12 protein-coding genes and 1 pseudogene are annotated in these 11938 nt (G+C 64.2%); 3 read left to right on the plus strand and 10 right to left on the minus strand.

Going from position 1 to position 11938, the window contains the following annotated elements; genetic code table 11:
* Positions 1 to 62: 62 nt before the first annotated feature.
* Together D8780_RS14925 and D8780_RS15960 are read right to left on the minus strand one after the other, a co-directional pair.
* Positions 63 to 374, minus strand: coding sequence for a TrbC/VirB2 family protein (locus tag D8780_RS14925; protein WP_121646671.1), 312 nt, complete (start codon positions 372 to 374; stop codon positions 63 to 65).
* A gap of 119 nt (positions 375 to 493) precedes the next feature.
* Positions 494 to 2029 (minus strand): lytic transglycosylase domain-containing protein, encoded by a 1536-nt coding sequence (locus tag D8780_RS15960; RefSeq protein WP_245412428.1) that lies wholly within the window; start codon positions 2027 to 2029, stop codon positions 494 to 496.
* Positions 2030 to 3227: 1198 nt separating this feature from the next.
* Between D8780_RS15960 and D8780_RS16075 the strand changes: the two genes are divergently transcribed.
* Entirely contained in the window at positions 3228 to 3575 is a 348-nt protein-coding gene (locus D8780_RS16075; RefSeq protein WP_425373657.1) for a DDE-type integrase/transposase/recombinase, read from the plus strand.
* A pseudogene (locus D8780_RS16080) lies at positions 3521 to 3682 on the plus strand (integrase core domain-containing protein); the annotation flags it as partial. The gene D8780_RS16075 and the pseudogene D8780_RS16080, both read left to right, overlap by 55 nt.
* Before the next feature lie 140 nt (positions 3683 to 3822).
* Here D8780_RS16080 and D8780_RS14945 read toward each other — a convergent pair.
* Genes D8780_RS14945 through D8780_RS14975 form a run of 7 tightly spaced genes read right to left on the minus strand, consistent with a single transcriptional unit; the run spans position 3823 to position 10470 of the window.
* A complete protein-coding gene (locus tag D8780_RS14945; RefSeq protein WP_121646673.1) occupies positions 3823 to 4854 on the minus strand; it encodes a TRAP transporter substrate-binding protein in 1032 nt (343 codons plus the stop codon).
* A gap of 35 nt (positions 4855 to 4889) precedes the next feature.
* Entirely contained in the window at positions 4890 to 6176 is a 1287-nt protein-coding gene (locus D8780_RS14950) for a TRAP transporter large permease (RefSeq protein WP_121646674.1), read from the minus strand.
* Positions 6173 to 6760, minus strand: coding sequence for a TRAP transporter small permease (locus D8780_RS14955; protein ID WP_121646675.1), 588 nt, complete (start codon positions 6758 to 6760; stop codon positions 6173 to 6175). The genes D8780_RS14950 and D8780_RS14955 overlap by 4 nt, the downstream gene beginning before the upstream one ends.
* Positions 6761 to 6772: 12 nt before the next feature.
* Entirely contained in the window at positions 6773 to 7630 is an 858-nt protein-coding gene (locus D8780_RS14960; protein ID WP_121646676.1) for an HpcH/HpaI aldolase/citrate lyase family protein, read from the minus strand.
* Entirely contained in the window at positions 7630 to 8088 is a 459-nt protein-coding gene (locus D8780_RS14965) for a MaoC family dehydratase (RefSeq protein WP_121646677.1), read from the minus strand. Before D8780_RS14965 ends, D8780_RS14960 begins: the two co-directional genes overlap by 1 nt.
* Before the next feature lie 11 nt (positions 8089 to 8099).
* The gene (locus tag D8780_RS14970; RefSeq protein ID WP_121646678.1) at positions 8100 to 9266 is read right to left on the minus strand and encodes an acyl-CoA dehydrogenase family protein; all 1167 of its coding nucleotides are present in this window, start codon (positions 9264 to 9266) and stop codon (positions 8100 to 8102) included.
* Between the two features lies 1 nt (position 9267).
* On the minus strand, positions 9268 to 10470 hold the full coding sequence (locus D8780_RS14975) for a CaiB/BaiF CoA transferase family protein (RefSeq protein ID WP_121646679.1): 1203 nt from the start codon (positions 10468 to 10470) through the stop codon (positions 9268 to 9270).
* A 133-nt stretch (positions 10471 to 10603) separates the two neighbouring features.
* Here D8780_RS14975 and D8780_RS14980 point away from each other — a divergent pair, with 133 nt between their 5' ends.
* The gene (locus tag D8780_RS14980; protein ID WP_121646680.1) at positions 10604 to 11374 is read left to right on the plus strand and encodes an IclR family transcriptional regulator; all 771 of its coding nucleotides are present in this window, start codon (positions 10604 to 10606) and stop codon (positions 11372 to 11374) included.
* 9 nt (positions 11375 to 11383) lie between these two features.
* Here the strand turns inward: D8780_RS14980 and D8780_RS14985 are convergent, their stop codons facing one another.
* The gene (locus D8780_RS14985; RefSeq protein ID WP_199699661.1) at positions 11384 to 11935 is read right to left on the minus strand and encodes a helix-turn-helix transcriptional regulator; all 552 of its coding nucleotides are present in this window, start codon (positions 11933 to 11935) and stop codon (positions 11384 to 11386) included.
* Positions 11936 to 11938 lie beyond the last annotated feature (3 nt).

Below are 11938 nucleotides of genomic sequence, written 5' to 3' on the forward strand. Positions count from 1 at the left end.
GCGTCAGGGACGGCCCACCGCCACCTGGAGGTGCGGGGCGGTGAGCCGCGTGAGGCCCGTCGTCAGGAGGCGGACAGGCCCTCGACGAAGGTCGCGCCGCCGAAGACGATCGCGATGCCGATGACGATCGAGGCCGCGAACACCCAGTCCATGCGGCCCGTCATGAAGGAGAAACCGACCGCAATGACGGCCAAGGCGGAAATGGCGACGCCGATCGGTCCCGTAATGAGATCGACGATCTCTTCCAGAAACGTCTCCATGCCGGAGAAATCCTGAGCGGCGCTTGGCTCCGTCAGAAGCGCAGAGATCAACAATGTCATTCCCAAGACTGAAACGACATTATGCGAGGTGATATTACGAATGAAATCTTCCATGGCTCAATTTTCCGTTGCAATATTCAAAATAAAAAACAATTCGAACCCGATATTCCGACTATAAAAATTTTCGGCGGGCTCTGCCGTTACTCATCGCAGCTGTACCTCCATCCGTTCTCCTACCGATTCTTTGCCGCGCGGCGCTTTTCAGCCCTTGCCGCGACGATGGCCTTTTTGCGCTCCAGCGCCCGGGCCTGACGCTTCGCCGCGCGTTTGTCCGCACGAACCCGTGCCGCCCGCGCCTTGTCCGGATCGCTCCGGCGTTTCTCCGCCCGCGCTTCGGCGCGCGCTCGCATCTTCGCCAGACGACGCTCCTGCCGGCTGCTTTCGCTGGCTGGTTTGGCGGTTCTTGCGCGGCGCGCCTTTCGTGCATCCTCGGCGGCTTGTCTGCGTGCCTCGGCCTTGGCGCGGGCGCGGGCCTTCATGACGGCAAGAGCGCGCTCCTGCCGGGTGGCATTCCGCGATACCGAAACCTTCAGACTCTTGGCGGACGCGTGTTTTTTCACAGCGCGTCGCTGTGGCACGGCAGCCCGACCTTTGGCCGCTTTGCGCTTGGTCTCTGGCAGCGTTTCTTTCGCACGCGGCGCCGGAGCGGGCTCCACGTCAACCGGAACCGGCTCCTGGCGTGCCATCTTTTCCAGCAACGCATTTGCTTCGGCTCGTGTCTCGTCCTGCTCTTCGTCGAAGGCCAGCAGCGTGGCATGCGCATGATCGCCCCTGAGACGGTTCGACCCGTCCTCGATCACTTGATAGGGCGGATTGGGCGTATGACTGACCGCATGAAAGATGTCTGACACATATTGCCGGGTCTCGTGAAAGGGTGGAATGCCATTATATTTACGGACATTGCCGGGTCCCGCATTGTAAGCGGCAAGGGCCAGTTCAGGTTTGCCGAACCGATCCAGCATGTCGGTGAGGTAAGCGGCCGCGCCGGTCAGGTTCTGATGCGGAGCGAAGGAATTGCGGACACCCAGCATCTTCGCCGTCGCCGGCATGAGCTGGCCGAGGCCGCGCGCACCGACAGGCGAAACCGCCCGCGGATTGAAATTGCTTTCCCTCTGGATCAACTTCAGAAACAGCGCCACGAACCCCTCTTCGCTGAGATCAGCACGCGCAACGGCGGGTCGCTTGGCGAAGCGACGGCCAACGGCGATGGCAAGATCGCGCATCTTTCGCTGGCTCTGCGACAGGCGCTGACCAAGTCGACGCGGATGCGGCAGTTTCAGCTCTCGACGAGTGGTTTCCAACAGAGCGATCTGCTTATGCCAATCGCGGATGGTCGACCCGACCGTGGCCAGGGCGGCGACGGGGGAGGCAGGGGGAGGGGCAACCGCCTCTGTAGCTGTCACGGTCGGGTCGTTACGGAGGGGCTTGTGCCCCAATGCTGTAAGGGCTCGGGCGAGGGCTTGGCCCGGAACGAATTTCTGCGCGTCGATCCGCGAAGGAGGGCGATGGCTGATCGCCCGAAAGCTTGCCGGCTGGGGACCGACGCGAACGACAGGTGAATCCGCCTTATCGAACAGGATGGCATCAGCCTCGACGAGGATATGGATATCGGGAATATCCTGCCGTGCCGAAAAGGGGAGCGACCCGGCCGTGGCCAGGGCGGTGACGGGGGACGTCTGGGGAGGGGCTGCCGCCTCTGTGGCCGTCACGGCCGGGTCTTCTCGGGAGCCATCGCGTTCGGTAGTCGCTAGCGCGATTGCGGAGCCCATATCGATCGGGATCTGCTGCGCGGCGATTGCCGACGGTATTTTGACGCTTCCGGCTCTGAAACCTTTCGGAGAAGAGGCAGGCGGCGGGCCTTTCAACACGCCGCCTGCTGTCGTTGAGACTTTCGAGATGGGGTCTTCTTCAAATAAAGCCGACCGGTAAATACATACCTGGGCAGCAATGACAGCAGCTGTGACAGTTGTAACACCCACTGCAGTCTTCATACGATTATATTTTTCATCTTTCACATAGTAAGACGACATTCGTATGATCCATCTAAAAGTCTTGATATATAATTTGGTACTGAAAACACGATTTAGACTAAGACGAATTTTGACCAAATTGAGCAGCGACCGAGTCACGGATTATGAAACATTTTCACACAAACATATCCTTGAAGAGACATTCTCCTCTTGTGTGTATGTTTGTACGGCCGCTCTGACGACGCGAGCGCGGATTGACACGCCGCCCTATGCTGCGGCGCATCGTTTTTTTACGCGAACCAAAATCGTTAACGACAATCCTCGGCATTCAAGCGGTTGGCGGTTATCTCTGCCGTCCCATGGAGCCTGCAGAAGAGCCAACCGGTTGGATGTCTGGTGGCCGAAATGGCCTGTGCGGCGCCTGTCTTTCACTTACGTAAACGTCAGGAAACCCTTTGATTCCAATGGATGCAGATCGCTCACGAAATTTTGTGACAACGCATCTTAACGCGTGCAAATTTTCTATGTCTTGGAGACGCGGTGTGGCAGTGCCGCGTGACAAGCGCCACTTTTTTGCCCATTTTCGACCTCTCGCACTGAAGTTTCAGCGAGGGATCGTCGCATATTTCGTGGCACTTCTTTTACGGGTGTAACAATGACGAACGCCGATCGGTCCGTCAGAAATCGCAAGATTAGATGGACGAGGAGGGCGACGAACGGACGAGTAAGCAGCGGGCGCCCACTCGGTTCAACCCCAAAGCCTATAGGACGCTATCGTGACGCTAATGACGATCCTCGGGAAATAGACGACGAACCGCCGTCCGGAGATTTGCAGGCGCCGATGGGATGCTGAACGCTGCCAGCATCGAGCACGCGGCGGAGGCGGCGCACCACCCGCACAACAGACAGCGACCATGGCGGCCCGATCTTTCCTTTCATTGCCAGGGAATTCGAGGTTTACGGTCCGGACCAGCTCTGGGTAGCTGACCTGACTTACATCACCATCGCCGGAGGCTTCGTTTATGCCGCGCTGATCCTGGACGCGTGGTCGCGCCGTGTTGTCGGCTGTGCCATCAGCCGCAGCATCGACGCCCGCCTAGCGGCGAGGGCGCTCCGCAGCGCGATCGCGGAGCGGCGTCCCTTGCCCGGCTGCGTGTTCCACACGGACCGCGGATCCCAGTACGCGTCGGAGCTGCATCGAGGCATTCTTGCCGAACAGGGCTTCTTCGGATCTATGAGCCGCCGCGGCAACCGTACGACAACGCAAAGGCCGAGAGCTTCATGAAGACACTGAAGGTGGAGGACGCTTATCTTATAGAGTATGAGTCGTTCGACGACGTCGCCACCGGCCTGCCCCGGTTCATCGAGGCCTACAACAACCGCCGCCTGAGAATGTCCATCCGCAGGGGCGCACTCCAATCGGCAACGCGCCCCCGCCGGCACACCATCGCGGCGGAGGGTGCAACAGATCCGGAAGGGGCGCCCTTTCGGACGCCCCTCACGGTCGTTCTACCATGTTTCAGGCTGCCGGCTTACATGTCGTCGCGCAGGGCTGCGCGGAAGGCTTGCAGGATTTCGGTGCCGGGCTTGCCGCGGGCATCCAGATCGGCGGCCCACTCGTCACCGACATCGGCCATCAAGTCTTCCAGCTTGGCCATGTCCTCTGCCGGGAGGTCGACGAAGTCCACGCCCTGATCCGCGACGAAGTCCTTGTCGGCACTGGCCGCGGCATCGGTCGCTTCACAGCCGTTCTTCGTGGCCGCTTCGCCTGCTTCGGTCAGCGCCTGCTGCACGCCTTCAGGCAGGCTGTCGTATTTTTCCTGACTGATCATCCATGTCGCAACGAAGGAGCCAAAGTTGGTGCCCTGTGTGGCCGTCGCGATGTGCGGGGCAAGGTCATAGGGCTTGATCGACCCGATGGGGAAGGCGATCGCATCCACGGTGCCGCGCGACAGCGCCTCGCGGGTTTCCGGGCTGGAGATCGACACAGGCACGCCGCCCAGCTTCTGGATTCCGGCGATCTTCGGCGCACCGGTCACGCGGACCTTCCAGCCCGCGATCTCGTCCAGGCCGGTGAAGGCCTTGGCCGAGAACAGCTGATAGGGCGGCAGGACCAGCACAGCCAGGGCGCGGACGCCCTCGGGGGCCAGTTCGGCCTGGTCCAGCGCGCCGCCGGGCTTGGCGAGCTCCCAGAAGGCCAGGGTGCCCTGGCACGAGGTGGTGAAGGCCTCGGGAAGCTCCGCGACCGAGCTCAGCGGCAGCTTGTCGGCGGAATAGGAGGCGCCCACATAGGCGATGTCGGCGACGCCGGATTGCACCAGCGACAACATGTCCTTGGCCTTGCCCAGCTGTTGCGCCGGGAAGTGTTGGAAGGCCACGGCGCCGTCGGTCGCCTCTACCGTGCCGTCCATCAGCGGCTGGCCGACCCCGGTGGTCATGTAGTGGCCCACGGGCAGGCTGTCGGCCAGGCGCAGGGTCACGTCCTGGGCGGCCAGCGGCGCGGTGGTGGTGGTCAGCAGCAGGGCGGCCAGAAGGCCCCTCCGGATCGTCTTTGTCTTGGTCATTGTTCGTTTCCTCCTCAGTCGAACAGGTGACGTGGCTACTGCATCGTGGATGGCAGCCACAGTGTGATCGCCGGGAATGCGGCGAGCAGGGCGATGACGATGAGATGCGCCCAGACATGCGGGGCGACACCGCGAAACAGCTCTCCCAGCGGTCGGCCGGTGTAGCGGGCGACCACGAAGACGTTCATCCCAAGCGGCGGCGTGACCATGCCGACCTCGGCGGTCACCACGACCAGCACACCGAACCAGATCGGATCGTAGCCCAGTTGCAGCACCAGCGGCAGGACCACGGGCACGGTCAGGATCAGGATCGCGATCTGGTCCATGAAGAAGCCCAGGATCAGATAGCCCAGCAGGATCACCGCCAGGATCACCCAGCGAGAGGTCTCCAGCCCACCGACCCACATGGTGAGGTCGTTTGTCACCCGGGTCAGGGTGAAGAAGTATCCGAAGATATGCGCGCCCATGATGATGAACAGCACCATGCAGGTCGTCTGCGCCGCCGAGCGCAGGGCGCGCAGGGCATTGGCAGGGGTCAGCTGGCGTTCCCAGGCGGCGATCAGCATGGCGCAGAAAGCGCCGATGCCCGAGGCCTCGGTGGGGGTGGCGATGCCGGAATAGATCGTGCCGGTGACGGCAAAGAACAGCACCAGCACCAGCCAGACCCGCTTCAGCGAGGCGAGTTTCTGACCGAAGGAATAGGATTGGCCGGCCGGTGCCGATTCCGGGTCGCGCCAGACCAGATAGGCGATGGTCAGGATGATGGTCAGGGTGACGATGATGCCAGGGATCACGCCGCCGACCAGCAGCGCCCCGATCGGGATGTCGGCGATGATCCCGTAGAGGATCAGCGCGATCGACGGCGGAATCAGCATGGCCAGCGTGCCCGAGATGGCGACCACGCCGCAGGCCAGCTTCGGCTCGTAGCCTTCCTTCAGCATCGCCGGGATCGAGGTCGAGGCCAGGGTGGCCGCCGCGGCGGTCGAAGAGCCCGAGATGGCGCCGAACCCCGCGCCCGCCAGGGCGGTGGCCATGGCGACCCCGCCACGCAGCCGCCCGACCCAGACGGTCGCGGCGCGGAACAGGTCGTTGGCCACGCCCGAGATGATGACGAATTCCGCCATCAGCAGGAACATCGGAATGGTGATGATCTCGTAGTCATTGGCGGTCGACAGCGGCGTCGTCTTCAGGATGCCGCGCAGGATCGGCCAGCCGCCGAAGAGGTAGAGGCCGACGGCGCCGGAGACGCCCATGGCCAAGGCGACCGGCAGGCCGAAGACCAGCATGGCGACGAGAACGACAAGGGCGATGGTCACGGTCATTCTGTGGGCTCCGTCGTCGGCCGCGCGGTGACCGGCGGCGGGGGCGTTTCGACCATGTCGCGGCCGGACGCGGCCGAGGCCGTGTGAAAGAGCGCCCGGTAAAGGCAGCGCAGCACCAGCACCCCCATGCCGAGGGCCAGCACCGCATGGGCCACCCATATCTGGAAGGGCACGACGCCGGCGATGCGGTCATCGGCCATGAACGCCTCTTCCGCCTGCCAGAATTCCAGCCAGGCGATCGCCGCCAGCAGCACCGTCCCGGCGCCGAAGCCTAGGGCCTGGCCCGCGTGGCGCAGGCGGTGCGGGATCAGCGGCACGAAGACATCCAGCGCGATATGGCCGTGATTGTGCATCGTGTCCGACAGGGCGAAGAAGAAGACCGCCCCGACCAGGTAGAGGCCGATCAGGTCAAACGACCAGATCAGCGGGGCGGCGAAGACGTAGCGCAGGATCACGTCCAGCATGACGATGCACATGATCGCCGCCATCGCCAGCGCCGACAGCGTGACCAGCGCGCCTTCCAGACGCGTCAGTCCGGCGGATAGCGCGTTCAGTGGTTCTTGGTTTCCTCCCGGTGCGGCCATGGTCTCCTCTCCTCAGCCCGTCTGTCCGGCCATCGCCATGATCTTGCGCGCCGCCCGTTCATGGGGCTTGTCGATCATCTGGCCGTCGATGCGCACGACCCCGGCGGCGGGATCGGCGGCGAAGGCGTCCAGCACCTTCCTGGCCCAGGCCAACTCTGCCTCGCCCGGGGTGAAGACGGTGTTGACCGCCGCCACATGTTTTGGATGGATCACCGCCTTGGCGCCGAAGCCGTCGCGACGCGCCTCGCGCGCCTCCGTCTCGACCACCGACAGGTCATCGAGGACGGCACAGATGCTGTCGACGGGCACGACGCCCGCCGCCGCCGCGCCCGCGAGGCAAAGGTTGCGCGCCAGGCGGAAAGGCTCGTGATAGCCTTGTCTGGCGCCGTTTTCCTGCGCCCCCAGCGAGGCCGCCAGATCCTCGGCGCCCCACATCATGCCCCAGAGCCGCTCATCCGCGCCGGCATAGTCGCCGATGGTGAAGAGCGAGGCGGCGGTTTCCGTCGCGATGGCCAGGATGCGCACCGGCGCCAGGCCATGGGTGGCTTCGAAGGCGGCCAGGTAATGCGCCACCCGGTCCAGATCGGCGGGGCCTTCGCATTTCGGAAGGACGATCCCGTCGGGGCGATGCGGCATGACGGCGGACAGATCGGTCAGGGTCAACCCGGTGTCCAGCGCGTTGATCCGCACGAACAGGGCCTTGCCGTTCCGCTCGCCCGCCAGCATCTGGCCGACCGTCTGCCGCGCCTCCTCCTTGGCGGGCAGGGCGACACTGTCCTCCAGGTCGAGGATCAGCGCGTCTGCCTCACCGGCGACGGCCTTGTCGAACTTACGCCGGCTGTCGCCGGGGACGAAGAGGAAGGACCGCATCACGCCGCCTCCGGTCGCATCCGCATCAGTGCCATGCGCTTGCAGCGGGCGACCACGGTGTCGTCCTGCTTCAGGCAGATATGCTCGAACTCGACCAGGCCCTGCGTGGGGCGCGATTTCGACGGGCGCACCGACAGCACGGTGGTTTCCGACCGCAGGGTGTCGCCGTTGAACACCGGCGCGGGAAAGGTCACCTCGGAAAAGCCGAGGTTGCCGACGGTGGTCCCCAGGGTGGTGTCCTGTACCGTCATCCCCACCATGATGGCGAAGGTGAACATCGAGTTGAACAGCGGCTGGCCCCATTCCGTCGACTTGGAGAAATGCGCGTCGATATGCAGGGGCTGCGGGTTCATCGACATCAGCGAGAAGGTGATGTTGTCAGATTCCGTCACCGTGCGTGTCAGCTCGTGGCGGAAATGCTGTCCTTGGTGGAATTCTTCGAACCAGAGTCCGGCCATCTTCTTGTCCTTTAATACGACTTCGGCAGGCCCAGCACGCGCTCTGCGATATAGCACAGTGCGAGTTGGGGAGAGATCGGGGCGATCCGCGGGATCAGGCTTTCGCGCAGGTAGCGTTCGACGTGGTATTCCTTGGCATAGCCAAAGCCGCCGTGTGTCATCACCGCCTGCTGACAGGCGTTGAAACCGGCCTCGCCGGCGAGGTATTTTGCCATGTTGGCCGAGGCGCCGCAGGGCAGGCCGTTGTCGTATTCCCAGGCGGCCTTCATGGTCAGCAGCCAGGCCGCCTCGAGTTCCGACTGGCAGATCGCCAGGGGATGCTGGATCGCCTGGTTCTGCCCGATGGGCCGGTTGAAGACATTGCGTTCCTTGGCATAGCCCGTGGCCTTGCGCAGGGCGGCAAAGCCCAGGCCCACGGCCTCGGCGGCGATCAGGATCCGCTCGGGGTTCATGCCTTGCAGGATCATGCGGAAGCCCTCGCCCTCTTCGCCGATGCGGTCGGTCTCGGGGATCTCGAAATCCTCGAAGAACAGCTCGTTGGAATCCACCGCCTTGCGGCCCATCTTCTCGATCACCGACACCTTGATCCGCTCCCGGTCGAAGGGGGTGTAGAAGAGCGACAGGCCCTGCGTCGGCTTGCTGACCTCCTCCAGCGGCGTGGTGCGTGCCAGCAGCAGGATGTTGTCGGCCACCTGCGCGGTGGAGATCCAGACCTTCTGACCGTTCACCACGTAGCGGTCGCCGCGTTTCTCGGCGCGCAGCTTCAACTGGGTGGTGTTGAGCCCGGTATTGGGTTCGGTCACCCCGAAACAGGCCTTTTCCCGGCCCTCGGCCATGGGGAGGATCATCCGTGCCTTCTGGTCCTCGGTGCCGAAGATATCGACCGGCTTCAGCCCGAAGATATTGATATGCACCGCCGAGGCGCCCGACAGGCCCGCGCCGCTTTCGGCGATGGTGCGCATCATGATCGCCGCCTCGGCGACGCCCAGACCGGCGCCGCCCTGGGCCTCGGCGGTGCAGATGCCCAGCCAGCCCTCGCTGGCCAGCGCCTCGTAGAAGTCATCGGGGAAGCCGCCGTCGCGGTCCTTCCTCAGCCAGTAGTCGTCCCCGAACCTGTCGCAGATGCGCTCGATCGCGGCCTTGATCGCCTGTTGATCCTCGGTCAGCGTAAAATCCATCTCAGGCCCTCTTCGGTAGTGTCACGGCGCCCGCGTCTACAAGCGCGGCAATATCGGTGTCGCTGAACCCCATCCGGGTCAGCACCGCCTCTCCGTCCGCCCCGAGGCGGGGCGCGGGTTTCTCGGGCCGGGCCGGGGTGCGCGAAAAGCGCGTCGGCACCGCCATCTGGCGCAGGCGGCCTTCGGTCGGATGGTCGAATTCCTCGAAAAAGCCGGTCTCGCGCAGGTGCGGATCCTCCAGCGCGGATTCGAAGCTGTGCATCGGCATGGCGGGCACGTCGGCGCGGTCGAACAGCGCCAGCCACTCGTCGGTGGTGCGCGTCTTCATCAGCTCGCCCAGCTCGGCATAGACCTCGTCGATATGCTCCATCCGGGCGGCAAAGCTGACATAGCGGGGGTCGGAGGCGGGCATATCGGGACGGCCCAGCTCGCGGAAGAAGCGTTCCCAGTGGCCGTCGTTGTAGATCAGGGCGCAGACATAGCCGTCCTTGGTCTGGTAGGGGCGGCGGTCGGGCGACAGGTGGCGGCGGTAACCGCCCGCGTCCAGCGGCGGCTCGAAGGTCAGCCCCTGCATGTGGTCGGCCAGGATCATCGACAGCATGGTCTCGAACATCGGCACTTCGATCTTCTGCCCCCGGCCGGAGCGGGCGCGTTCGATGATCGCCGCCAGCACGCCGTTGACGGCCGACATGCCGACGATGCGATCGGCGATGGCGGAGGGAACATAGGCGGGGGCCTGGCCTGCGCGCTGGAAAGCGTAGGGAATGCAGGCGCCGCCCTGGATCAGGTCGTCATAGGCAGGCCGCGCGGCATAGGGCCCGGTCTGGTCGAAGCCGACCAGCGCGGCGTAGATCAGCCGCGGGTTGGCCTCGCTCAGCACCTCCCAGGTCAGCCCCAGGCGATCCATCTTGCGCGGGCGCACGTTGGTCAGCAGGACATCGCTGTCGGCCACCATGCGCAACAGCGCCGCGCGCCCCGCCTCCGTCTTCAGGTTCAGCACGATGCTGTCCTTCGAGCGGTTGGAGTTGAGGTAGATCGCCCCCATCCCCTCGTGCCGGGCGGGCCGGATTTCCCGGACGAGATCCCCTGTCGGCGCCTCGACCTTGATCACCTCGGCGCCATAATCGCCCAGGATCTGCGTCGCGTAAGGCCCCATCAGAACAGAGCTGAGGTCGAGGACACGTATCCCCTCCAGCGGTCCCATCTTGTCGTCTCCTCCCTATATTTGTACATATATATGGACAAATACATCAACATTGAGGACAACTAACGCCAAGCCGTCGTACCTTGTCAACTTCGGACTTTCATTCGCGTATCAGTTGAAGGCAGAAACATTCATGGCAGTCAGACAGATCGAAAACCTCATCGCGCTTCTGGAATATTTTGCCGAGCGGCAGGAGCCTGCGACATTGGCCGACATCGCGCGCGATTTCGGATGGCCCCGGTCGAGCGCCCATAACATCCTGATAACACTGTCATATGCCGGATATCTCTACGAGCCGAAGGCGCGTGGCGGCTACTACCCGTCCTCGCGCTGGACCCAGCTTGGCCAGGCCTTTTCCGATGGCGAACCGCTGCCCGAAGCGCTGCGCAACATCATCGTCGACCTGGGCAAGCGGACGGGGGAAACGGCCTGGATCTCGGCCCCCTCGGGGCTTTACGCGGTCTTCCTGGCGGTGGTCGAATCCCTTGCGGCGGTGCGCTACGCGGCGCAGGTCGGCAACCGGGTGCCGATCCACATCACCGCGTCGGGGCAGGCCCTGATGTCGCAGATGCCCGAGCGCGACCGGGAGATTCTGTTGCGCAAGGCTTCCTACGGCAACTGGGGCCGCAATGCCGCGCGCAGCATCGAGGAGGTGCGCCAGCAGATGGCCGAGGCCGCCGAGCGCGGCTGGTTCAAGTCCGCCTCCTACTTTTCGCCCGACCTGGGTGGGGTGGCGGTGCCGATCGTGCTGGGCAGCCGGGTCTTCTCGGTCACCGTGGCCGGGCCGATCTACCGCATGGAAGACCGCTTTGCCCCCTATGCGGAAGAGATCTACGCCGCCATCGCGCGCGAGCTGGGCGCGGATCATTGCGCCCGCACGCTGAAGGGGATCCGACTGCCCTGAAGGCCCTGCCTAGAGCGGCATCGAGGTCAGGCAGCGCACCAGTTCCAGCGAATTGCGCACGCCGAACCGGGTCATCAGCCGGTTCTTGTGGACATGCACCGTGCGCGGCGAGATCTCGAGCCGCCGGGCGATTTCCTTTGCCGTCAGTCCCTCGACCAGCAGCACGCCGACCTGCCGTTCGCGGCGCGACAGGGCGGCCACGGGGCGTTCGCGCGACAGATCGGCAAAGCTCCAGACGGCGCGGGCCAGGGGCGCGGCGGGGTCCAGCGCCTGGCCCCGCACCCGGCACCAGAACAGCGCGCCATCCTTGCGGCGCATGATCCGTTCATCGGCGTAATCGCCATGCTGACCCAGCTCGCGCGTCCAGTGCGCGCCGGTCTGGGTGAAGTCGTCCGGAGACGGATAGAGCAGCGCCAGCGAGGCGCCCTCCAGCTCGGCCACCTCGTAGCCGAAGATCGCCGCGAAGCGGGCGTTCAGCCGCAGCATCTGGCGGTTCTCGGTGTAGACCAGCCCGACGGGCGCATGGTCGAAAATGGCGCTGTCTGCGATCTGGCCGGTCATCGG

The organism is Notoacmeibacter ruber (genome assembly GCF_003668555.1).
In the GTDB taxonomy this organism is placed as follows: Bacteria; Pseudomonadota; Alphaproteobacteria; order Rhizobiales; family Rhizobiaceae; genus Notoacmeibacter; species Notoacmeibacter ruber.